The organism is Nostoc sp. FACHB-892 (assembly GCF_014698795.1).
Lineage (GTDB): Bacteria > Cyanobacteriota > Cyanobacteriia > Cyanobacteriales > Nostocaceae > Nostoc.
In genome coordinates this window covers 137,254-160,881 of sequence record NZ_JACJTR010000004.1, presented here as the reverse complement: position 1 = coordinate 160,881, position 23,628 = coordinate 137,254, and the positions used below count along the sequence as shown (strand labels likewise).

Annotated in this window: 18 protein-coding genes; 7 read left to right on the top strand and 11 right to left on the bottom strand. The window is 41.9% G+C overall.

Annotated elements, in window-relative coordinates; all coding sequences use genetic code 11:
* Positions 1-276: 276 nt before the first annotated feature.
* On the bottom strand, positions 277-735 hold the full coding sequence (locus H6G96_RS07505) for an endonuclease domain-containing protein (RefSeq protein ID WP_190910869.1): 459 nt from the start codon (positions 733-735) through the stop codon (positions 277-279).
* Between the two features lie 195 nt (positions 736-930).
* Between H6G96_RS07505 and H6G96_RS07500 the strand changes: the two genes are divergently transcribed.
* Complete coding sequence (locus H6G96_RS07500; RefSeq protein WP_190910868.1) at positions 931-2,547, top strand: tetratricopeptide repeat protein; 1,617 nt, start codon at positions 931-933, stop codon at positions 2,545-2,547.
* Between the two features lie 128 nt (positions 2,548-2,675).
* Here H6G96_RS07500 and H6G96_RS07495 read toward each other — a convergent pair whose 3' ends face one another.
* Positions 2,676-4,613, bottom strand: coding sequence for an acetate--CoA ligase family protein (locus tag H6G96_RS07495; protein WP_190910867.1), 1,938 nt, complete (start codon positions 4,611-4,613; stop codon positions 2,676-2,678).
* 316 nt (positions 4,614-4,929) lie between these two features.
* On the opposite strand from H6G96_RS07495, the gene H6G96_RS07490 reads away from it, so the two are divergent.
* From H6G96_RS07490 to H6G96_RS07480, 3 genes are all read left to right on the top strand, one after another.
* Positions 4,930-5,133, top strand: a complete 204-nt coding sequence (locus H6G96_RS07490; protein WP_190731699.1) for a hypothetical protein — start codon at positions 4,930-4,932, stop codon at positions 5,131-5,133.
* Positions 5,134-5,528: 395 nt separating this feature from the next.
* Complete coding sequence (locus H6G96_RS07485) at positions 5,529-6,371, top strand: cyanophycinase (protein WP_190911042.1); 843 nt, start codon at positions 5,529-5,531, stop codon at positions 6,369-6,371.
* A gap of 356 nt (positions 6,372-6,727) precedes the next feature.
* Entirely contained in the window at positions 6,728-7,831 is a 1,104-nt protein-coding gene (locus H6G96_RS07480) for a tetratricopeptide repeat protein (protein ID WP_190910866.1), read from the top strand.
* Positions 7,832-7,950: 119 nt separating this feature from the next.
* On the opposite strand, the gene H6G96_RS07475 is transcribed toward H6G96_RS07480, so the two are convergent.
* A complete protein-coding gene (locus H6G96_RS07475; protein WP_190910865.1) occupies positions 7,951-8,649 on the bottom strand; it encodes a phosphoribosyltransferase family protein in 699 nt (232 codons plus the stop codon).
* Between the two features lie 197 nt (positions 8,650-8,846).
* On the opposite strand from H6G96_RS07475, the gene H6G96_RS07470 reads away from it, so the two are divergent.
* On the top strand, positions 8,847-9,527 hold the full coding sequence (locus H6G96_RS07470; RefSeq protein WP_190910864.1) for a uracil-DNA glycosylase: 681 nt from the start codon (positions 8,847-8,849) through the stop codon (positions 9,525-9,527).
* A 221-nt stretch (positions 9,528-9,748) separates the two neighbouring features.
* On the opposite strand, the gene H6G96_RS07465 is transcribed toward H6G96_RS07470, so the two are convergent.
* The 3 genes from H6G96_RS07465 to hetZ form a co-directional block, all read right to left on the bottom strand.
* On the bottom strand, positions 9,749-12,049 hold the full coding sequence (locus H6G96_RS07465; protein ID WP_242063194.1) for a DUF3488 and DUF4129 domain-containing transglutaminase family protein: 2,301 nt from the start codon (positions 12,047-12,049) through the stop codon (positions 9,749-9,751).
* 821 nt (positions 12,050-12,870) lie between these two features.
* Positions 12,871-13,848 (bottom strand): PatU, encoded by a 978-nt coding sequence (locus H6G96_RS07460; RefSeq protein WP_190910863.1) that lies wholly within the window; start codon positions 13,846-13,848, stop codon positions 12,871-12,873.
* Complete coding sequence (gene hetZ / locus H6G96_RS07455; RefSeq protein WP_190910862.1) at positions 13,841-15,046, bottom strand: heterocyst differentiation protein HetZ; 1,206 nt, start codon at positions 15,044-15,046, stop codon at positions 13,841-13,843. The genes H6G96_RS07460 and hetZ overlap by 8 nt, the downstream gene beginning before the upstream one ends.
* Positions 15,047-15,246: 200 nt before the next feature.
* On the opposite strand from hetZ, the gene H6G96_RS07450 reads away from it, so the two are divergent.
* On the top strand, positions 15,247-15,720 hold the full coding sequence (locus H6G96_RS07450; protein WP_190910861.1) for a hypothetical protein: 474 nt from the start codon (positions 15,247-15,249) through the stop codon (positions 15,718-15,720).
* Positions 15,721-16,023: 303 nt separating this feature from the next.
* Here H6G96_RS07450 and sds read toward each other — a convergent pair whose 3' ends face one another.
* On the bottom strand, positions 16,024-16,995 hold the full coding sequence (gene sds / locus H6G96_RS07445) for a solanesyl diphosphate synthase (protein ID WP_190910860.1): 972 nt from the start codon (positions 16,993-16,995) through the stop codon (positions 16,024-16,026).
* Positions 16,996-17,942: 947 nt separating this feature from the next.
* Between sds and H6G96_RS07440 the strand changes: the two genes are divergently transcribed.
* Positions 17,943-18,134, top strand: coding sequence for a hypothetical protein (locus tag H6G96_RS07440; RefSeq protein ID WP_190910859.1), 192 nt, complete (start codon positions 17,943-17,945; stop codon positions 18,132-18,134).
* Positions 18,135-18,182: 48 nt separating this feature from the next.
* On the opposite strand, the gene murI is transcribed toward H6G96_RS07440, so the two are convergent.
* The 4 genes from murI to H6G96_RS07420 all read right to left on the bottom strand — a co-directional run bounded on the left by murI (position 18,183) and on the right by H6G96_RS07420 (position 23,296).
* Positions 18,183-19,049: a glutamate racemase gene (gene murI / locus H6G96_RS07435; RefSeq protein ID WP_190910858.1), complete on the bottom strand. Its 867-nt coding sequence runs from the start codon at positions 19,047-19,049 to the stop codon at positions 18,183-18,185.
* A 143-nt stretch (positions 19,050-19,192) separates the two neighbouring features.
* Positions 19,193-21,088 (bottom strand): N-acetylmuramoyl-L-alanine amidase, encoded by a 1,896-nt coding sequence (locus tag H6G96_RS07430; protein WP_190910857.1) that lies wholly within the window; start codon positions 21,086-21,088, stop codon positions 19,193-19,195.
* Positions 21,085-21,240, bottom strand: coding sequence for a hypothetical protein (locus H6G96_RS07425; protein ID WP_190910856.1), 156 nt, complete (start codon positions 21,238-21,240; stop codon positions 21,085-21,087). Before H6G96_RS07425 ends, H6G96_RS07430 begins: the two co-directional genes overlap by 4 nt.
* Before the next feature lie 160 nt (positions 21,241-21,400).
* Positions 21,401-23,296, bottom strand: coding sequence for an N-acetylmuramoyl-L-alanine amidase (locus H6G96_RS07420; RefSeq protein ID WP_190910855.1), 1,896 nt, complete (start codon positions 23,294-23,296; stop codon positions 21,401-21,403).
* Positions 23,297-23,628 lie beyond the last annotated feature (332 nt).

Below are 23,628 nucleotides of genomic sequence, written 5' to 3'. Positions count from 1 at the left end.
AAGTCGTTCAAGATCCAGAATTAGGGCAAATATTCGTTGAGAAACTCGTTCAAGTCTGCGACGTAATGGCGAAGATAAGTCGGTATTGGATCATCTGGAAGTCCGAAGTTATATTTAAAGCTTTACGCCGACTGGATATTTTAATAGAATAATCTCATCAAAAGATTCGCAGAAATATAAATGGACTGGATTACACTACTGCGATCGCACCTCCTCATCAAAAACCACATAATTAGCCCCCTCCTCGCTTGCGGGGAGGGGGTTGGGGGTGGGGTTCTATCTCTGCAACCAAGCACCAATATCTTGCAACACCTCCTCCATCCTCTCCACAACATCCTCATTTCTAAATCGCACAACCTGCAACCCCAAACTCTCCAAGAATTCTTGACGTATCGCATCTTCCTGTTGGGTATAGTCGTGAATCTCACCATCCACTTCCACCACTAACCGCGCTTCATTACAGTAAAAATCCACAATAAAACGATCAATTGTTTGCTGACGGCGGAACTTGAAACCCAAAAGTTGCTTGTCTCTCAACTTTTCCCAAAGTAGCTTTTCTGCTGGAGTTGGTTTACAACGCATCTGTCTTGCTAATGGCTTAAGTTTTTTCCAAAGTTCGTGTGGGGTTTGCCAAGGGTATCCCGGAACCCCACCCCCTAACCCCCTCCCCGCAAGCGAGGAGGGGGGACTGGAGTTAGTCAGAGGCTTTGGGTTAGGGTTGTGATTTTGGGTCATTTGCGATCTTGGTGGTTAATTAATATTTCATGTATTATTCCCAGCGATGCCTACGGCGGTAAACTACGCACTCTCCCAATTCTTTAAAACTCTGGCATAATCAGACATGGCTGCGCCTAAAAAGCTGATTTAAAGCTTTACGCCAACTGGATATTTGAATAGAATAATCTCATCAACAGATTCGCAGAAATATAAATGGACTGGATTACCCTACTGCGATCGCTACAATCTGATTTTATTAAAAGGTTAGCATCTGGTTGTCTGCTTCATTGTGAAACAGAAGGTCAATATAGTGAATTAACTATAATCTCTGGAGAAAGGTTAAGGGCACTACGGGAATTTTGCTGGCTGATGGCTGAGAAATATAAACGTGTTTTACCAGTCCGTGACGTTTTTATTAGCTATCTCAAAGGGAAGTTGGGCGAGGAAGTTGTCAAAGAACGTTTAGCTGATTTTATTACGGAAGTTGATTATGAAAAGCGATTCGGCGGCGATGGCAATATAGATTTTACCTTGACTTCTGACCCATCTATTGGTATTGAAGTTAAATCTCGTCATGGTCGGATTGATAGAGTTAGATGGTCAATCAGTTCTGAAGAAGTTGAAAAAAATGCAGTTGTAGTTTGCATTTTGATTCAAGAAGATGTAAGTGAAGCACAATCGGAGTATCACCTTTTTTTGGCTGGCTTTCTCCCAACCCGGATGATTAAGTTGAAGACTGGTAAAATTTCATTTGGCATAGAACAATTACTGTATGGTGGCGGTTTATGGTGTTATCTAGAACAGTTACAATCTTCTATAAATAATTCTAGGCAACAATCATCAATTCACAAATATTTCTCGAAACAAGAAATTATATCTAAGCCAAATATTAACCAGGTATTCAAACCCTCTTTTGAACCTGAATATAGTGATGAAGATTTAAATATATTTTATATAAAATTGGGCGATGAATGTTTTGAAAAAGGAGAATATACAAATGCGATCGCTAACTATAATCAAGCCTTACAAGTCAAATCTAGCGATATTGATTTATATTATAAACGAGGTTTAGCTTACTATCAAGTAGGCGATTATGAAGCTGCGATCGCAAATTATTCTCAGGCAATCCAGATGAATCTTCATGATGCTAAATCTTACAATAAACGAGGTTTAGCTCTGTCTCAACTGGGAAGATTAGAAGAAGCAATTAATGATTATAGCGAGGCTATCAGAATTAATCCTAATGTTGCCGTAGCTTATAAAAATCGGGCTGAAGCACGTTCTCATGTAGGAGATAATCAAGGAGCAATTGAAGATTATACCCAGGCTATTAAAATTAATCCCCATTATGCTGATACTTATAAAAACCGTGGCATTGCTCGTTATTTATTAAACTCTCAACCGGGATTTACTCAAGCAATTAAGATTAATCCTAAAGATGCCATAGCTTATAAAAAGCGTGGTGATGCTCGTTCTGACTTAGGAGATTTTGCAGGAGCAATTGAAGATTATACTCAAGCAATACAGATTAATTCAAATTATACCGATGCTTATTACAACCGTGGTAATGCTCGTTCAGATTTAGGAGATTTTGAAGGAGCAATTGAAGATTATACTCAGACAATACAGATTAATTCAAATTATGCCGATGCTTATTATAATCGTGGCAATATCCGTTTAGAAATAGCCGATAAACAGGGAGCAATTGAAGATTTTCAAAAAGCGGCAGACATATATCGTAAAGAAGGTAAGCTAGAAGCACTCAAAGATACAAGACAAATTATATTAGATTTAGAAATAGAAGAATCGTTAGATATTTTAAATTTCTAAAAATTAATCAATGCAGATAAATGGCAATTTTAAATTATCCCCAATAACCCCGACAAGTTTTACAAAGTCGGGGTTCTAACTTTTTAGTTGGACTCAGAAAAATTGGTTTGAGTGCTTATTTACCTAGCTCACAATATGGTTCCGGTTTCTTTCAAATAAACCCGTGTAAATGGTTCATTTTCAGTTAGAGTATAATCTTCAATCAACCCTCTGCGACGGATAGAAATGTCGTTGCCTTTTCTAATCACCACAGTAGAACCATCAAAGATATCCCGCACTAGCATCATCTCAGTTTCGCTGGGATTATCCAAAACTACCATATTACTACTCCGGTAAAACATACCCTCTTCATCTAGGATGTCTCCCGTATACTCGGCAATCAATAAATCAAGTTTGGGATGACGTAGCAAAGTTTGGACGTTGCTATTGTAATCTTTACTTAATACTTTTTTAGACCGATTTACAAACACTGCATCACGACAAACAGCGCCTATTATCCAGTTGGGATGTTGCAAAAGAATATGGTCAATGGTTTCTTGCAATTCTTCAACTGAGATTTTATTAAAGGTAATAATTGGTATTCTAGCGTCTGTACCCGACTCAAAAAAGGTTTCTAAAATATGAGAAGGCACATCAACACTTTCACCTTCAGAAGGTTTAAGATGCATTAAAACGCCTGGTGCAGCGTTGATTTCCAAAATGGCAAAGTTACTCGACTTCCAAGATTCTGAGAGACTTTTGGTCATGACATCAATACCAAGGCAAGTCAACTGGAAGTGTTGAGCAATATCTTGCGCCAAGATAATATTGTCATCATGAACCGTTTGCGTTGCATCGATGCTCATACCACCAGCAGAAAGATTGGCAACTTTACGAAGGTAAACAGTGCGTCCCTTCTCAACAACGCTATCCAATGATAAGCGCTGTTCCTCTAGGTAGAGTTCCATCGCTTCATCTATTTGAATTTTACTCATCGGCGAGGTAGGTGTATCTAAACGTGCAGGTTTGCGGTTCTCTAGGCGGATTAATTCTGCAAGCGTTAAATACCCATCACCAACAACCGATGCTGGACGGCGTTCTGTAGCGGCGACAAATCTGCCATTGACACACAACAAGCGAAAATCTGATCCAGAAATACTTTTCTCAACAATTATCCGAGTTAACTGGTCTTCGGGAATCGCTGCCACTGCCCTATTATAAGCAGCTACCAGTTCTTTTGAGTCCTGCACATCAGCCGTAACGCCAATTCCCTTGTGGCCTACCACTGGCTTAACTGCCACTGGGTAGCCAACTTGTCTTGCTGCTGCCAAGGCTTCCTTTTCAGAGAAGACAATATCGCCTTCAGGGACTGGAAAACCCAAACTTTTTAAAAATGCCTTGCAATCATCTTTACGGGTGGTGAACTCCGAATCTAGATGGCTATCACAGTTAAATGTTGTTGCTACACCCCGGACGTGTTTTTTTCCTAAGCCGTATTGCATTAATCCTTCTTCCCACAAATAAAAGGTAGGAATACCCTTTTCATAGGCTGTTCGCAATAGAGCGTAAACTGTGGGCCCCCCATAAACAGATGCGCGAAATCTATTTTGCAGCTTCACCAAGTGTTCATCAAAGGGAAAATCTTCGTCTTGGGTAATAGCTTCAAACCAATCCCAAACAAAATAAACTACCTCTCTAGTTGTGCGTTCATGTAGTGATTGGACGCTAATTCGCACGAAATCTGGATATGGCTTGATACTCCAATGGTTAAGGTGCAAATCCATGTCCAGCTTTCCAACTTCGGACACAACTTGGGCAAAGAGATGAGCATAAGATTCGTAACTTTGGTCGCTCAGATTTCGATAGCGATGCCTCTCGACAAGCCGCTCCGCGTCTGTGCCAATCCTTGCAACATAATCTTCAATGGGTAAAGGCTTTCTAGAGTCAACTAGAGCAAAGTCAAATACTAGTGCCCCTATATCTAAATAGGGGTTGGGCCCAACATAATGCTTGAAGTTGAAAATATCGAATACATCCGTTCTTCTAGCATTAACGCGGACTAAATCACTGCTTTTTTGTACAACCATTGATTACAAACCTTTGGCTAAACACCCTGAAATTTCGCTGCTGAGTTATGATTACTCAGACTTATTGATTGTAGATTGATTCAGATTAATTTTGGAGAGTGATGGCAAAGCCATTGATCTAATCAGAACTCACATTAACCTTATTAGTAAGCATTTTCAACTATCTCAAGGCATAATTAAACTTTCCTACTTCAGCAAACGAAAAGTATAATCACTTCATCCTCATGAATAGTCAAAGTTATAACCTTTGAAAGGTACAACACTCACATAAGAATTGGTATAAATAAATATGCGGTATTTAAAAGACAGCAAAGTTATGAATAGCACAGAAGCTACTCTAAGAGATGAAATTCGAGAACTTGCTGAGGAAGCTTTTCACCAAAAGCTAATCTCTGGGCATGGTGATGGCCCGGACATAAATGAGTATCAAATTGTTTATCAAGGCAAACCCAGGCATCTCCCACTAGAACAAGCACGTTTTTTCTTAACTAACTTGCTTTACAGAAGTCGCATTCATTAGGACTTAGCACCAGATATCTAATTGCACCTAGCTAGAGTTAATACCAATTATTAAATTGCGCGATAAACTTTTAATCGGCAATTAATAATATGTTAACAATGCCTCTAGAAAATCTCTCTAGAGGCAGTTAATATGTGGATTTTATTAACTCAAAAAAATAATTTTGAGGATAGTTATTTTTTTGTAATTTTCTGGGAAAATCTCTTCGTTTCATGGCAGCGTCTAACGGCAAGCCGCTTCTCTACGAGATGCTACGCGTAGCTTGCTTTTCCGTACTAGTATGCGTCTACGCAAATTATAACCCTACGTTCTATCAAGTGATCTACCAAAGGGATGATTTGATACTTGAATTGTCATGATTTAGTAAAGTTTATTAACCCACATCAGGAAGCATCATCGTGGAAAATAATACCAAACGGCAGTTAGTAATTATTGGGGGAGCTGAGGACAAGGAAGGAGATTCCGTAATTCTGCGGGACTTTGTGCGTCGTGCTGGGGGTACGAAGGCCTACATTGTAATTATGACGGCGGCGACAGAATTACCAAGAGAAGTGGGAGAAAATTATATTAGAGTTTTTGAACGGCTAGGAGCTGAGAATGTTCGCATTCTTGACACAGAAACCCGCGAAGATGGATCTTCATCTACCGCATTGGAAGCAATTAATAAATCAACTGGAGTATTTTTTACTGGGGGAGATCAAGCTCGCATCACCAGCATCCTCAAGGGTACCGAAATAGATAAGGCGATTCATCAACGATTCTCTGAAGGTATAGTTATCGCAGGCACAAGCGCCGGAGCTGCCGTGATGCCAGATAAAATGATAGTGGAAGGTGATTCGCAGACAAACCCTCGGATTGAAACTGTCGAAATGGGCCCCGGTCTAGGCTTTTTACCAGGGGTAGTAATTGACCAGCACTTTTCTCAGCGTGGACGTTTGGGACGCTTAATTTCAGCTTTAATACTAGAACCTGCTGTTTTGGGATTCGGTATTGATGAGAATACCGCTATGGTAGTTACAGATAACCAAATTGAAGTAATTGGTGAAGGCGCGGTTACAATTGTTGATGAATCAGAGGCTACATACAACAATATGGGCGAAATTTTGAAGGATGAACCTTTGGCGATTTGTGGAGCAAAGCTTCATATTTTGCCACATGGCTTTAAATTTGACTTGAAAACCCGCCAGCCTATCCTAAATGATGGCTCTGTGGCCAATGTTTCTGTACCCGTTGGTTGAATCAATACCTAGCTTTGAGCAGGTGCGTTTAACTTGAATAAATAATACTAGTAGATTAGTGACATTTATCTCTTGAATATCCTCCCAAGTACTCTCAGAAATAGGGGACATAGCCCCGCATTTTCAGGAGAAAAGGGGGGATTAATTATTAATAAGCGATCACAGCCATGATTGTAAAATAATATGTATTTATTTATACATAAATGTCTGATAACTGGTTAGCCAAATCTCAAAGTAAGTTCGACGAGTCACATGGTGTATGCCCGTTCCCAACCCCTGGCAAACCAGCTTGATGAAAGATACATTCTGGTTTTGGGAACACTAGATTTACTACCAGGCTTAACAGGAAAGGGTCGATGTCTAACAGTGGATGGAATCACAGATCGAAAAACACACTTCCCTTGCAATTACCCATAACATATTTAAAACCAGTGAAGCGTAATACGATTACCCATGAGTTCAACTCTGGTTCACACGCAGAAATACTACCTATACAGGAAAGTGACGATAATTTATCGGAAGCGTCCAAATTACTACGGCAAGGAATTCAACAGCAGCAAAGCGGTGAATTAATAGCGGCGTTGAAATCCTTACAACAATCCTTGGGACTGTTTCAGGCAGTTGGGGATTTGCAAAAACAGGCTCAGGCACTTTCTTTTTTAGGATTGGTAACTTACAGCGCTGGAGATTACAAAGGTACTATCTCTTACTCCCAAGAGTGTCTGTCTTTGCTCAACAATACCTCAGATTTAGCAGTGCAGATGCAAGCACTTTCCCATCTAGGCAATGCCTACCGTCACTTGAATGATCATAAAAAGGCAATTGAATTTCTAGAAAAATGTTTGAAAATAACGCAGCAACTGCAAGACAAACGCAGTCAAGTGGCGGCACTGAATAATTTAGGATTGGTTTATAAAGGTTTGAGCAACTTTACGCAGGCAATTGAGTATCAGCAGCAAAGTCTAGAAATCGTCCGGGAACTCAAAGATAACTGGGGCGAGGAACAGGTACTCAAGAATTTAGGTAATGCTTGGTATGCTTTGGACAATTACCCAAAAGCGATCGCCTATTATGAGCAGTGTGTAGTATTAGCACACTCTTTAAAAAATGTTCGCAGTGCTTCTCAGGTGCTAAAAAACCTGGGGAATGCTTGTTATGCCTTAGGTGATTATGCTAAAGCTATTAAGTATTATGAAGATCGGTTGCACTTAGCTAGAGAAATCCAAGACAAGCGCAGCGAAGAACAGTCTTTAGGTAGTTTAGGAGTTGCTTGTGAAGCTTTGGGTGATTATAACAAAGCAATTACATATTATGAAGAACGTTTACTGTTAGCTAGGAATATCAAAGACCGTCGCAGTGAAGAACAAGCTCTTGCCAGTCTGAGAGTCGCTTGTTACGCCTTGGGTGATTATGCCAAAGCTATGCAATATCAGCAAGGAACATCTTCAAATAATTTGTAATGGGCTACGCCCCGCTACGCTAACGTAATTCGTAATGACAAAAAGGCCCAAAAATCGTTAAAAAGCAAGAGAGGGAAAAGAATAATTAATAGTTAATATTTAGTTAAAATAATATAAAATTACTCAAATAGGTCAATTTCTCCCATTGTATTTTGTTGCTGGAGATATTCAAGAACTTCTAATGTATCTACTTGGGGAAATTGTGCGTAAAAATTACTCACACTCCAAAAAGGTTCTGGTGTTTCCAAAACAATTGTGCGATCGCCCCACTGTTCTAACCAAGGTAGCAATGTTTGTGGTGCTACTGGAGTACATAGCCAAACTGCTGCTGGAGAAAGGGTTTTGATAGCAGTTGCCGCTACCGCTATTGTCATACCTGTAGCAATGCCATCATCAACTAAAATCACCGTAGCATCCTTTGCATTCACCTGCGGACAAGCAGGAATTAATTGAGCCTCAAGAGACTTAGCTTGGTTGATTGCTTTATTTAAAGCTACTTCTCGCCCCCGCGCATCATGTTTAGAGCGAAATAGCTTTTGATCAGCCCAAAGAACATTTCCAAAAGTAGTGACTGCACCAATTGCTAACTCTGGGTTTTCTGGATGACTGATCTTTTTCGCCACCACAATTGTTAACGGACAATCCAAAAGACGTGCTATTGGTGCTGCCACTGGTATACCCCCTCTTGGCAAAGCATAAACAAGTGGTACAGGCTTTACCCCAGAATCAATAGTTTGCTGAGTCAAAACATCATGAATCACTCGCGCCAATTCCTCACCCGCATGGGTGCGATCGGTAAAAAGTGGGGTATGTGACATAGTTTTCCCCCAGCATATTAGGACGGCATTGCTTTTATCATGACTGAATTTTGTCTCAAATTAACTGATACAATAAGATTTGTATAAATAATTAAGTATTCATTCAGCAAAAGTCTATTTATCTTGATAAATCTCCAAACAGAGCAGTATTTAACTCAGATAAGACAGATGGTGCTGATACCAAAATCCTAATTTTCATGAGCAGCGAAACCCAACTCAGCCTCTTCGACGACTCAACCCTTAACCAACGAGAACTGATTCCCACAGACGCTAAAATTGCGATCGCTCCGGGAACTTATCCTGACATGACTGAGTTGGCACAGCATTGCAATCGCTGTCACCGTTGTGGATTGGGAGACACTCGGACTCATGCTGTTGTCGGACGCGGCAATCTCAAAGCACCAATTATGGTTATAGGGGAAGCGCCTGGTCAAAATGAAGATGAAACCGGCTTACCATTTGTAGGCAGATCGGGGCAGTTGCTGGAGAAAATTCTGGCATCTGTAAATTTGACTACTGAACAAGATGTATACATAGCTAATATCAATAAATGTCGTCCACCAGATAATAGAGTTCCTACACCAACAGAAGTGGCGGCTTGTCTACCCTATTTACTAGAACAAATTCGCCTAGTTGACCCCAAAATAATTTTGTTAACAGGTGCAACTGCTGTCAAAGCCATCACAGGCGATAAGCGGGGGATTACGAAAATTCGCGGACAGTGGCTAGAGTGGGAAGGGCGTTTATGTATGCCAATTTTTCATCCTTCTTACTTGCTGCGTAATCCTTCTAAAGAAAGAGGCGCGCCGAAATGGTTGATGTGGCAAGATATCCAGGCAGTACGTGCCAAGTTAGACGAAATCCAAAATAATAGCTAATTTTTAGTACAAGAGCAAAATTATATTTTAAAAGCTTATAAACAGCAGCTTTTAAAATATGACGAATTTGCGTCTTGAACACTCCCTCTTGGTAGTAGTGCGGTTAAAAGTTTAATTGAGTTAGTTAGTCAGTTAAGGTTTTTTGGTACTGATTTTAGACCAGTAGAGACGCGAAATTTCGCGTCTCTACTAAGGATTCTTAGCTTAACTGAACGGGATTGTTACTTAGCAGTCTTTTTTAAACCTTGCCATCTTTCTCGCAGTCGCTTCAAGTTAGGGCTATGACCACCATAACGCCAACTAACATAAGCTTGGCTAATCTCATCTATAACCTCAGCAGTCGCTGGGGCATGATGCTGGTACGATCCTCTGGCATACTCTAAAGGTGTTTGCGCTGGATGCTTACCTAAACCTTTTTGGGTTGTCCATTGCAACATTTGTTGATAAAGGCTCTCCATTGCTGGCAATTTCTTTAACCATCGGCGGTTGCGCCACTCTTGCCACTGACCCCAACCCAGCCAACCGAAGAAAGCTACTATAGTTGTCAAAATTAAGCCAGTTAATACACCAAACCAACCTTGAGAGAATAAAGCTAAAAACCAAGCGATCGCTCTAACTACCCACCTAAATATTGTCTCAAATACATTATTCAATAAACCTGTCAGTGGAGATGGTAGCCATCCAGCAACCCATTGCCATAACTGGCGCAACACGCTAAAAGTCTGAATATCTTCTACTGATGGAGGTATGAGGGGATGATTGGGAATCGGGTCAAAGGCAAACCAGCCATATTTCGGAAAATATACTTCCGTCATCGCATAAGCATCAGTATTACGGACAACATATAGCCCTGTAAATGGATTAAATTCTCCTGGACTAAACCCTGCTACTAACCGCGCTGGGATACCAATAGAACGTAGCATTACCGTAAGAACTGTTGAGAAATGGTCGGGATAACCACCTTTATATTTGAATAAAAAAGCTTCTACTAAGTCATCTTTTTCTCCCAAATAAGGCAAATCGAAGGGATTTTGGGGAATGGAGTAGTTTTGCTTGAGGTATTGAGCTAGGTAGAGAGTCTGTTCATAGGTTGAATCTAGGCTTTTAGAAGACTTTGCGACTCGTTCCCGATTGTAGTTAGCAAGAATTTCTTCGGTACGTTGCCGGACAATTTCTGCAATTTCGGGAGGAATTTGTAGATAATGCTTCTTAATCAGTTTGGGATAATTAGTAGAAGCTTTACCTAATAAGGTGCGATCGCGGTATGGCACTTCAGACACTACTGTGTAGGTGAGTCCTTCTGATAATTCCACAGGCGATCGCAACCCATTTTCTGTATCAACCGCGATCATCGGTGTCGGAAAGTAAATCTCTTTGGGATAAGCCATCGCCGGAATTAGGTTAGGCAAATCCGCCACTACTGTATAAGTTTGGACTATCTCTTGGGTTTTACCAGTAATCAGAGGTCGGTTCAGGAGAATTTGGTAAGACCAAGGCGCTCGCTTGATGGTTGTAACTTCTTCATTACGCGAGACTTCCCATCCTTTACCTGTATAACGATCAAATCCTAATACTCGCCAAAAACCCTCAGCTTGCGATCGCACCCGCATCACAACTTTAGGTTTCATCTCGCCGCGCAGGTTTTGGTTAATTTGGCTATTAAAACCGTAATAAAAGTTATTATCTACTTTACCTGGTTGACCATTTTGATTTTGTCCTGTACCACTGCCTTGATTATCACCTTTACCTTGGCGGACATAACCGGGATTTATAATACTACGTCCAGTGAAACTGTTTTTTACTTGAATAGGAGAACTTACAGGAAAATTCCGTAACTGATAGCCAGGGAATCGGGGTAAAACAGCAAAAATTGCTAGTCCCAGCCCGACAATTAGCAAAAAAGTCAGAATTAAAAATTTAAAATTAAGAATTGAGGAATTCTTCTTATTGGATTTTTCCTTTTGAGTTTTTAATGGCTGCAAACCCAAGCGTGAGCGATAATCTAGTACTAAAGTTGGTAGAGCGATCGCTAAAAATAACAGCAACACAGGTGCAAATGCTAAAGTCTGACTTAACGTTGCTGCCACACCCAATAAAATTAGTCCTATAACGATCGAATAGCCCAAATTCTTCCGGCGGGGTGTATCAAAGCTATGCAACACCTGGAGTTGAATTAATAACTCTGCCAAACCCAACCGCGTATCATTCAACTCTCCCACTAACCGCCCAAAGAAAGCACCCAGTGCTACTAACATTCCGATAGCGATGCAAAACTTAACTGCAACATTGGCATCGCGGCGACTATAGTAGCTCCAAATCGCACCCAATATACTTAGGGGTAACGCCCAAAAAGTGAATGAAGTCTCGGCGGCGATATCCGTCGCTACAATTCCCAAAATAACCAACGCTAGCACCAGCACCCGCAAGGAAATTGAATCTTCCACTTCTATCAAAGGCGATCGCTGCGGAAAATTACCTATAGGGACACGCCAAAACCGATTCATCCTGGATAAGTTAAGCATTTCGAGTCTAAGTGAAAATCCCACGGAAACAATGCTGAGGACAAAACTGTTTGTCCTACTTTAAAGTATTCCCGTTACAAGAAGCTTTCTTATCCTGTCTTTAAGTATCTATGAAGGTTTAGCGCCTATTTTTACAAAATAACTGTTTACTGTTGACTGGTGACTGATAAACCCCACCCCCCTCCCCGCAGGACTACGATGTACACATAAGTTCTTGAATTACTCGAAACAAAAGCAAAAACCTCACCCTGTCCTATCGGGCATCCCTCTCCTTACTAAGGAGAGGGACAGGTTTTGCACAAGCAAAACCAGGGTGAGGTATCTCAGGAACTGCACGATAAATCTTAAATGCCCTTACCAAAGGCTTGTGTGTACACCGTAGGGGAAGGGATTAAGGGTGGGTTTTCCAAGTTAAATAAGTAATCAAGCAAACATGATATGACGTTACCGCGACCTGTAACGGCAAGAGTGAGCATAAATTTGTATAAAAAACAACACAAACGAATAAATCCGTTGTGAAAAATGGTGTCTTGGTAAAATAGAGGCGAGCCGAAATCAGCACAACACAAGAAATTAACTCGTTTTCCAGGCTTGGTTAGTAACCGAGTGGACTGACGAGTACCCACAAAAAATCAATTATGAGGTAGAGGGTAAGTCTACTCCTACTGGTTAGTTATAACCACGCCTTAATTTCCGCAAACGATATAAGTAAGCACCCTGTTGCTAATAGTGTTCGAGAGGACGAAAAAGCCACAAGGCAACAGCTAGGCAATGATTACCTTAAGATATTCAGCATTACGTACTAGCGGTGGCAATTAAGGTTACATAGTCAGATTAATGACAAATAAAAGCGGCTGTTGGTCTATTTCTGGAAACTCAACTTCCAGGGTATAAGTTGGGCAAAGTTGTTCGCAGTCTAACTCCACACTTAAGTATCCCGAAGTCGAAGATGTTGCCATTGCTAAGGTGCCACTTCCCCGAAGTGCCAAAGTTCCTTTAACAGGTAACTCAGCCTGAACAAGCAACTTTGTAAGTTTACCTACAGACTGATACTCTACTCTGATGTCTAAATTACCGACAGTGGTTAGCCATTGTCTTTCTACCACTGGACTGGTTGCTGAAAGTGGTAGAGTCAAATTTTCCAGCAGTTGTTTAGCTGCTAGCAACGACAAAGCCATTTGTTGACGCGGTTGTAAATCTGAATAATCGCTCTGAATATTGGGAATTGTCTCCAGAGTACTTACAGACCGATAGGTACTTCTTAGCACCAATCCAGCTATATCGTTTAGTGCTTGAGACTCGTTAGGGAAAAAGTTTTCCACCACTTGAACTAATTTTGCTCCCAGAGGCACGGAAGATGTCACCATCGCTTGACATTTTTCCAGCAATTGCTGAAAAACTCTCTCTGGTAAAGCACGTGGCAGATTCAGCTTCGACTGTTGTACCATCCACCCCCAGCTAGGAACGAGCGTCATTGACGGCTCGTCAACAAAATCGGGATAGTCGATTAATTGTGTTTCCCAAGGAAATAAGGGTGGGTGTTCTTGGACTTGGATTTGTAACCGACGCTTAAGGACGGCTTGGAAACGATCTTGCACAGTAGGAATTTCTCCCAATTTAAAGGTCTGGGGCGTTCCTCCCAATTTTGGCTCACTGCTTTTTGAAGCAGTGGCTTCATTGTGGAGGTTTTTTACCCCGTCATTTTCCTCACATTCTACAGATTGCTCGGTATTTTTGACATGATCTGTCAATAACCAACCGAGACACTGAGATTGTAAGGATTCTGAGTCACTATTCATGAGTAGATGCACCTGATCCGGACACTAATGAGTTACGAATTTCCCAAGCTTGCTCAAGAATCTTAAACCATCGTTTTTGAAGTTGTGCCATTGACAGCCCTAAAGTTTTTGCGATTTTTTCATCGGCTTGTCCTTGTTGCTTCAACTCTAGTAAAGACCGTTGCTTAGTGTCCAGCTGTGCTGTATATACTTGCCATTGCTGGGGAGTTAAACCCAAATTGGTGTGCAAAGAGGCTTCCAGCCACTCGTGAACCAATTCCCAACGATGTAATAAAGCAAACCGAATTAAATGATACTTGAAGCGCTGCTGTAAATAATCTCTCTGACGAGGGGTTAAACCTAAAATCGACTCAATTTCCTGTGCCGATAGATCCTGGAGGCGGAGGGAAAAGTAATCAGCACAGTCAGATTGTTGCCGTTCTTCGAGATAATTCATTAATTCTGTAACCACAACGGAGCGCAAGGTATCTTCTTCAGCTTCGGGTTCGGCTTGCGTTGCCATTGTGGAGCGCAATTGATGCACTGCTGGTTCTTCCCAAGAACCATCGGCTTCTCCATTACTGCCTTCTGCGGCTTGTTCTATATCTACGCTGGTTTCTGGGGGCTGCTGTTGAGAAAAAGTTTGTGCCCGCAAGATAATTAGTTGCTGCTGACGGCCTGGTAAAGGAATGCGTCGCTTGCCGTAGCGCTCGGTAAATGCCATGTACTCGGACAATTCTAGAAGTGTCTGAGGGCGGTAAGTAGCACCGAGTTGATTTTCTCGGCGGAAAGCGTTTAATGCTTCTAGATAAAAACTTTGTAAGAAATCTTCAATTATAGTCAGTCGCCCTTGATAACTCAATTGCTTCTGAGGAGGATTGATGTATCGATAAATAATTGCACTCAGAGTGCTGTGTAATTCTACCCTACCCCGATTTGAACCCAACTGATAGTACCTGAGACACTGTTGTAGCCGATGCCGAGCCAAGGCCATCGCCGAGCTTTCTACAGTTCCAGAAGCTTGGATACGTTTGCTTTCATGGCAAATCCGATATACTTCGGTAGTAATACGTGTTGCTACATCATGGCAATTCTGTTCCGAAGCTTTGGTTGATTGTTGAAACTCCCTGGATAGGAGTTGAAAGATCACCTCCACGCCTTTAGAATTTTCTCCCAGAATATTTGCAGATGGAATAGTTGCGGTTGCGGCTGAATTCATAGTCTCGGTTTTCAAAAGACCCTAAGTATTTAAATACAACCTGTACGACGTGGGTATTGGCTTCAGTTTTACGTATAAGCTAAACGCAGACCAATCCAACATTGAGGATGTGGCTGATTTTATTATTCCCAACTTGGATGGGATTGTTCACACTTTGATAGATGTTATTGCCATTACCCAGGAGCCGTATACAAGTCATTATGGATTTAGAAGTACAAATTCAATTGCTGATTGACAATGCACCCCGCGATGGTATAACACCAAATCTGATTGCAGCAATTGCTCCTGCCCTTAGAGCGATCGCTCAAAAATTACGTTACTCCCAGTACTATATTCTTCAAAATTCAGAGTCAAGCTGGGTTTTAACTACATTGAGCAATCGTGCTAATCCAGGATTAGAAAAGCGTGTGATTTACGCTTTTCCTACCATACAGGATGTCTCTCTAATTTCCCCTGCTGGGCTTGACCCTCAAATGCTAGCTAAAATTATTCCTGTCACCCATATTTTGTTCCAACTGGTGGCATTGGAACCCGTAGATAGTATCGTTTTTTTGGAGACGCCGGGTAAGACCACTCATACCGTTGAAATTCGACGAACTGATCTAGAGAAACTTATGCAGAAACAGTTGCGACAACAGCGATCGCTTAAACAGATACCCCCTGATATTGCATAGAAAAAACTTGGATGTGGGATTTTTTAGATACAATCCCACATCCAAAATTTTAAATCTCAAATTTGTTTGAAAAAGTTTTTGATGAAAAGAAATTAATGCCAGTCACTACTCTTTTGGTTCTTTAAAAAAGCAAGCGATCGGCTTAATTTTCCGCCTAATCTAAAATTGATTAACAAACAGTTATCAGTGAACATTTTTCAAAAATTAGCTGATTATTGAGCAAAATTTCTCTACCTAAGAACAGTTGTGAGGTTTCGCTTGCGGTCTAAAATCCTGTTTTTTACCTGTTAGCTAGTAAATGATTTAGTAGAGGCGACTCAGTGTGTACTCAGCTATGTTAATCAAGGCTTGGTGAGATTCTGAGGGTGGGAGAACTGCAAGATGTTCAATTGCTAACTTAGCATGGTGAGCAGCTAACTCTCGCGCTTGCTGTATACCTTGACTATCTTGAATTAGTGCTAGTGCTTGCTCTAAATCACCTGATTGAGCAAACTCTCGCTCAATTAGCACTTCCAAGGATGGTTTTTCTGCTAAAGCAAATAAAACAGGTGCAGTCAGATTTCCACTTTTCAGATCCGACCCCACTGGTTTACCCAAGGTATCTGTTGTACTGGTGAAATCTAGAATGTCGTCAACAATTTGAAATGCTATACCAAAATGACGACCGTAGCTATACAGATGCTCAACAGTTTCTCGCGAGACTTCACTGAGTAACCCGGCAGCTTTAGAACTGTTGGCGATTAATGAAGCTGTTTTGTAATAACTCTTCTGGAGATAAGTTTCAATAGAGATACCAGCTTCAAAACGATTCAATCCCTGCTGGATCTCCCCAGTAGCCAGATCCATAATGACTTCTGAGAGGAGTTTCACCACCTCCAAGTTGTCCAAGTTTGCTAAATACCAGGATGATTGAGCAAAAAGAAAATCTCCTGCTAATATGGCAATGCGATTACCGAACAAACTATGAACGGTAGGGACGCCTCGCCGCACATCTGATTCATCTACCACATCGTCATGTACCAAGCTTGCTGTATGAATCATTTCTGTAATCTCAGCTAGGCGGCGATGACGCGGTGTAATCTCTTGATCTAACATTGTTGCCCGCGATATTAGCAGGACAATTGCTGGTCTGATACGCTTTCCCCCAGCTCCGAATAAATGTTCGGCTGCTGCAAACAAAATGGGGTGGCGATTTCCAACTAGCTGTTTTAGGTTATCTGCTAGTAGTCGCAGGTCTGCTTCCACAGGGGTAAACAGGGAGGTGGCTGGGGTCATGGATGGGCGGACTCTGACTTAGGTTACGAAAGTTTACATATCCTACACTCATTTTAAGATAACCCTGTGCCAGCGCAAAGTTTTCATAAGGTAATCCCATTTTCATGAGTATATCGGTGATAATTAAAGTTAGTAGCACGTTTGTCAATAAGCATAATTGCTTATTTTTTGGTAAGTCGGGTTTTAAACTAACTTAAAACATGAATCCTCAGTATATTAAAATAAATATCTGTTGTAATTATATTAAGTAGTTTCCTAGTACACATTTATCGCTACAACATGAAAGAAGAATTGAGTAATATTGCTTATTGACAAAATGGATGCTATTTAAACATTTATCAATTAGGTAAGATTAAATTTCTTCAGGACTGAAGTGTAGCTATTCAAAAAAATTGAAATTTAGTAGTCGAATGGGCTTCAAATTCAGGGTTGTTGTGTTACGCTAAAATATAGGAATTATAAATTTTTCAGATAGTCACACCCCAAAAGTAAGTCACTTACTAAGTGATATTACTGTGTCGGTGATGTAAGTCTAAAATAATTAGTCGTAGTTGAGATTAAGGGAATAATTCCTTTGATTTTTATTACGATATGCAAAACTCCTGATTTGGAGCTATGCGATATCCCTATGGGAAGTCGCTACACGTCTTCAGCGTATGTTAAGCGCAAGCATTGCTCTTTTCATAGCAGTGTTAACAAAAATAACGCAGATCAAGTGGATCGCTGAGAACCGTAGTTTTAGATTGTTAAACGGCAATTTAACTGCTGTGGGATCTATGGTCTGCAAGAAGCCCATTAGACAATAAATTCTTTAACCGTAGAGATATGAAATCTCTATAGGTAATTTTACCATAGAAAACTACAGCAATCAAGAATGTACTTGGTTAGCTGAGGTTTTACTAATTTTATGGAATTTTATATTCGTTTGAAACGGTGCTGGTAGAACAATGATTTACGGAAGTATACCGATGATGATTTTTATTTTAGCGTCTGGATATTTATTCACAGTTTACCTATTATTAGCACTGGCGAAACGAACAGGTACAAAGACTGTTCCGACAATACCTCCATCTGCCGAAGGAAAACACAAGCAGGAGATACCAGTAAGGACAAAGGTAACTGAAGTAGTTAATAGTTAATAGGCATTGGGCATTTGTAAATGACCAATGACTAAGAACAAATTAGTTTTATTGGAGTTGGGAAATAGCAGTATCAGTGAAGCAAACCTCTTCAACCATTGGGGTATAGCCCAGCCACTGCACTCCTGACTGGGAGAACTGTTGTGGACAACCGCTAACGGCAAAGCGAGTTGGCAGTGGTAGGTAGGTATTTTTTAAGCCTAGTAAATCTAACTCTTGGGCACAAGCTGCTACGACATGAACAGCTGGGTCAACCAGTTGGACTTGAGCGGGGAGGAGCGATCGCAATACTGGTGTAAGGTGGGGATAATGGGTACAGCCATGAACTAAGGTGTCAATTTCCTGCTCTAGTAATGGCTCTAAATAGGCTCGTGCAACTTCAGCAGTGTAAGGGTCATAAATCCGATTTTGCTCGATGAGTGGCACAAACTCAGGACATCCAACTTGCCACACTTGGACATCAGGAGCAATTTCAATTATGGCGTGCTTATAAGCATTACTTTTCGCCGTAGCTGGAGTAGCAATTACACCAATGCGTTTTCCTTGCTGCACCGCAGCTTTTGCACCCGGTAGAATTACTCCCAAAATGGGTATGTTGAATTCTTGACGCACGGTTTCTAGGGCTAGGGCAGAACTGGTGTTGCAAGCCATAATTACCATTTTTACCTGCTGCTGTTGTAGCCAGGTAATAATTTCACGCGTAAATTGTAAAATTTCTGCTTGTGAACGAATTCCGTAAGGAAGTCGAGCTGTATCCCCAAAGTAAACAATTGATTCATTGGGGAGTTGCCGATATACTTGTCGCAGTACCGTCAGTCCACCCACACCACTATCAAAGATGCCAATTGGGGCACGTTGGGGTTCAAGAGCCGAAAAATCGTCAAGATTCGGATCAAAAATCGAAGATGAATACACAGGCAGATATTATTTTAGGTTTTGGGATTTAAAATACAGAATTTAGCAGACAATTCGCTAATTGACCACTAAATTCTGGAGGACAAAGGAGTTTAAATACCACCTATTAATTTAATTAATAATAATTAATAATTTGTACTATATTAACGCTGTAAGTATTTCAGAATGCCACTAGCGATCGCATCCGCCATCCGATTTTGATATTCTGGTGTTCCCAATCTAGGATTGTCTTCTCGACCAGACATATAGCCTGCTTCTACTAAAATCGAGGGCATAGAGCTTTTCCTGAGAACGTAGAATCTGGCTTTGCGGGTTCCCCGGTCTTTGATTGTATCGATGTTCTGGAGGATACTATTGCGAACTGCTTCAGCCAGAGCATAACCGCTATCGTAATAATACACTTCTAACCCATTCACATCAGGACGATTAGCAACCGAATTAGCGTGAATGCTGACAAACAAAGTTGCATTAACTCGCTCGGCGATATCTACCCGTCCCTGAAGTTCTACGAAAAAGTCAGCATCCCGCGTTAGCACTGCTTGTACACCATTTTGCTCTAAAATTGCTGCTACCCTTTTACCAATAGGCAAGACTACATCCTTTTCTAACAGTCCACCCAGACCAGGAGCACCTGGGTCTTTACCACCATGCCCTGGGTCAATAACTACTAGCAATTTTCCTCTAGGAACCGAGGGGGCCGGCTGTGGCTGGGAGACAGGACGGGGATTATCTATGGGGTTTGGAGATTGACCTTGGTTTGGCGATGGCAGAGGAGGTAAAGCAATGGGAGGTGTGAGGCTACGAGAGCTTTGCAATTCTAAAGCCAAAAGCTGGTTGCCAACTTGATTGAGTTCCCCAATTTGCACTCCGGCTGCTGGTTGAACCAAGACGATGACAGTATTGGATTCTTGTGGTTGCAGGCGAACCCGAAGGATAGGACTATTAGCATTAAAAGTAGGGCCTGTAACCTTGGGAGCTAACTGAGCATTGTTAATAGTGATGCGGAACAGACCAGAGGTTCTATCCCAGCCTCCTGTAGCAGATAAATTTTTGTCGCCTCTAATTAGCAATTGTGTGCCATTACCACCCAATTGCACAGACTCAATAGTAGCAGGCGAGGTGTCAGTAGATGGTATGGGGCGTAGACTATTATTTCCAGGTAGCTGGGCAATGCCACGACTGGGCAGAATCACAAAACCACCAATACTGCTAGTGGTTGCTCGCCAATTTTGACTGTTTTCGTCCACCTGTAACGTCATGCGAACAACAGATGGGCTTGTTTGTAGTTGGCTGAACTGAATGCGACTGACACCAAAGCGATTAACCGGCAAATCGCGCTGCTCTAGATTTGGTGATAAAGTAGCGCTAGCAATATCAATGTTAATTGCTCTTTGATCGTTGCTACGATTTACCTGAATCTGAGGATTACCACCATTGGTACGGATGAAAAAACCATCGCCTGTGACTTGTAAGTTCTCAATTTGAGTAACTCTGGCAGCAAGCATTCCATTTTTAGGTGGATTGACAGGGTCTGTTCTCACCACTTTGTAAATATTTCTTGGGGAGAAGACTGGTGGAGACGTTCTCGGCGAACTTTCTGTTGCTATAGCTTGTTCTTGTTGCCCCCCAGGATTTGAGGGTACATTTTCGGCTTCTGGCGTAGGTAATTGCACTGTCCAGCGATCGCCAGTTGTGCCAACAAATTGTACTCTCTTGGGGTCTAAAGTATAACCAGGAGTGAGTTCAACGACTATGCGCGTTGTTTGCTCGTCAAATTGCCCAATACGGATAGCATGAATTCCACCACCCACCCGTTGGGTTAACTGCGGACGCCCAAATGTGGTGCCTGGCAAATCAATTACCAAACGAGTGGGGTTAAAAATTAATTGTGCTTGAGGTTGAACATCCCCCAAAGTATTAAATTCCAGGCGATTTTGGTTGGCATAAAAACGCCAAGATTCGAGTCTCGCGGCCATTGCCGGCGACGACAGCATGAAGATAGTTCCAATAGTACTGGATAACAACCAGCGTAAATTCACAGTCTTTTCTCCTGATTCACATTCATGGGAGCCGTCAACATCTCAACATATTGGCTAATCCTCACACCGTCACCGCGCACACTTGAGTTTTGTGCTGGTATTAAGACAGAGCTAATGGCGTAAAATATAGCACGATCCTTTGATTTTGCCATGCCATGAGCCTATATAAATTTGACTTGCAAAGCATCAGATGACAATAACAAAGAAGCTACTCCTGTCCCGCCGCAAGAATACTGAAATTGTTGTACTACTAAATTTGGATAAAAATGATAAAGATTAGATGTATTTACTCAATTATTTTGAATAAATTCCTTATCTTCTCTTTAGATACTGAAGGATGCCACGAGCGATCGCATCTGCCATTTGATTTTGGTAAGCAGAGCTTCTGAGTTTAGCGTTATCCTCTCGACCAGTCAAATAACCTGTTTCTACGAGGATAGAAGGCATAGAACTTTTTCTGAGAACAAAAAATCTGGCTCGCCGCACTCTTCTATCTTTGACATTTACACTTTGGAGAATACTATTATGGACAGTGCGAGCTAGACTCAAACCACTATCGTAATAATACGTTTCTAAGCCACTGACATCCGAACGACCTGGCCCGACTGCATTCGCATGAATGCTAACAAAGATATCAGCATTTGCTCGCTCTGCTAACTGCACCCGTCCTGGAAGGGTAACGAAATAGTCAGAATCCCGCGTCATAACTACTTGTACGCCATTTTGCTGCAAGACCTGAGCTATTCGTTTGCTAATAGGCAAAAGAATATCCTTTTCGCGTAGTCCCCCAAGACCTACTGCTCCGGGGTCTTTACCGCCATGTCCGGGGTCAATCATGACTACCATTCGCCCCCTGGTAACTGGACGCTGTGGTGGTTTTGGGGGCTGGGGATTGGGATTGTTTGGGTCTGGGAATGGCCCCCGGTTTGGCGGTGGTAGTCCAGGTAAAGCAAAGGGGGGTCTTGGGGGGGGGACTGCAACAATTCGACGAGAGCCTTGTATTTGTAAAGCCAGAAGCTGGCCACCAATTTGCCTGGGTTGCCCAAGTTGTACCCCGGCTGCGGGTTGAACTAAGACAACGACTGTGTTAGGCTCTTGCCGTTGCAGACGTACCCGGAGAATGGGGCTATTGGGAGCAAAAGTAGGGCCTGTAACTCTAGGAGCTAACTTGGCATTGGGAATTGTGACACGAAACAAACCAGAAGTTCTATCCCAGGTTCCCGTGGCAGATAAAGTTTGGTCGGCTCTAATTAGCAGTTGTGTGCCATTATCAGCCAGTTGCACAGACTCAATTGTTGCTGGGGAGTTGTCGGCAGATGGTCTGCTAGGTAAGGATGGTGGTTGTGACTGATTATCCGGCAGATTGTTTGAGGTACTAGTTCCAGGCAATCTGACAACGCGACTTGGCAGAACCACCAAACCACCGCCGCTACTATTAGTTGCTCGCCAGTCTGGGCTATTTTTGTCTACCCGCAAAGTTAGGCGGACACCAGGAGATTGGGATTGTAATCGGGTGAATTCGACGCGGCTAATACCATGCTTGTTAACGGGTATATTATTCTGCTGCGCCAGACGTGATGATAAAGATGCGCCAGAGATATCCATGAAGATAGTAGCGCGATCGCGGCTGCGAATTACCTGAATTGGAGGATTGCCACCACTGGTGCGGACGAACAACCCATCGCCTGTGACTTGTAAGCTCTCAATTTGAGTCGCCCCTCGTGTAGTAGTGGCAACCCTTGAAAAACTAGGTTGCTGCGGTTCAGAGTCTGGGGTAACAACACTGTAAGCACTTCTGGGAGATGAGACTATTCTCTCGGCTTCTGGTCTAGGTAATTGCACCGTCCAGCGATCACCAGCTGTACCAGCAAATTTTACTCGTTTAGGGTCTAAACTATAACCAGGTGTCAGTTCAACAACTATACGTGTTGTTTCTGTATCAAACTGCCCAACCCGAATCGAGCGAATTCCACCGCCTACCTGTTGGGTTACCTGCGGACGCCCAAATGTGGTTCCTGGCAAATCAATTACCAGCCGAGTGGGGTTAAAAATCAGTTGTGCCTGGGGTTGAACTGCTCCCACAGTATTAATTTCCAGCCTGTTTTGATTGGCATCAAAGCGCCAAGATTCAAGTCTCGCGGCCATTGCAGGCGACGATAGCATGAAGATAGTTCCAATAGTGCTGGGTAGTAACCAGTGTAATTTCACAGTCCTTTCTCCTAATTCAAGTTCATGGGAGCCGTCAATATCTCAACTCATTGGTAAATCATCACACCGTCACCACCTAAACTTCGCCTTTGATGCCTTTTTTGATTTTTTAAGCTGGTATAAACACACACTTAAATCAGTACCAGGTTTCATAATTGGGTTTAAATCCCCATGTGAAAACCTCCACCTTTAGAGGTAGAAACTCTGACTCCTAAAGAAGCTAGAAAACTAATAACTGATAACCGTTATCTGATAACTGTTTTTTGTTCGTTGCCATCAATACGCTAAGTAAATAATTCCCATTACTGTGAGAAGATCTAGCAAGATTTATG

Coding starts and splice junctions, on each gene's coding strand:
- H6G96_RS07505 (WP_190910869.1), bottom strand. CDS start 735: ATGACCCAAAATCACAACCCTAACCCAAAGCCTCTGACTAACTCCAGT.
- H6G96_RS07500 (WP_190910868.1), top strand. CDS start 931: ATGGACTGGATTACCCTACTGCGATCGCTACAATCTGATTTTATTAAA.
- H6G96_RS07495 (WP_190910867.1), bottom strand. CDS start 4,613: ATGGTTGTACAAAAAAGCAGTGATTTAGTCCGCGTTAATGCTAGAAGA.
- H6G96_RS07490 (WP_190731699.1), top strand. CDS start 4,930: ATGAATAGCACAGAAGCTACTCTAAGAGATGAAATTCGAGAACTTGCT.
- H6G96_RS07480 (WP_190910866.1), top strand. CDS start 6,728: ATGTCTAACAGTGGATGGAATCACAGATCGAAAAACACACTTCCCTTG.
- H6G96_RS07475 (WP_190910865.1), bottom strand. CDS start 8,649: ATGTCACATACCCCACTTTTTACCGATCGCACCCATGCGGGTGAGGAA.
- H6G96_RS07470 (WP_190910864.1), top strand. CDS start 8,847: ATGAGCAGCGAAACCCAACTCAGCCTCTTCGACGACTCAACCCTTAAC.
- H6G96_RS07465 (WP_242063194.1), bottom strand. CDS start 12,049: ATGCTTAACTTATCCAGGATGAATCGGTTTTGGCGTGTCCCTATAGGT.
- H6G96_RS07460 (WP_190910863.1), bottom strand. CDS start 13,848: ATGAATAGTGACTCAGAATCCTTACAATCTCAGTGTCTCGGTTGGTTA.
- hetZ (WP_190910862.1), bottom strand. CDS start 15,046: ATGAATTCAGCCGCAACCGCAACTATTCCATCTGCAAATATTCTGGGA.
- H6G96_RS07450 (WP_190910861.1), top strand. CDS start 15,247: ATGGATTTAGAAGTACAAATTCAATTGCTGATTGACAATGCACCCCGC.
- sds (WP_190910860.1), bottom strand. CDS start 16,995: ATGACCCCAGCCACCTCCCTGTTTACCCCTGTGGAAGCAGACCTGCGA.
- H6G96_RS07440 (WP_190910859.1), top strand. CDS start 17,943: ATGATTTACGGAAGTATACCGATGATGATTTTTATTTTAGCGTCTGGA.
- H6G96_RS07425 (WP_190910856.1), bottom strand. CDS start 21,240: ATGGCAAAATCAAAGGATCGTGCTATATTTTACGCCATTAGCTCTGTC.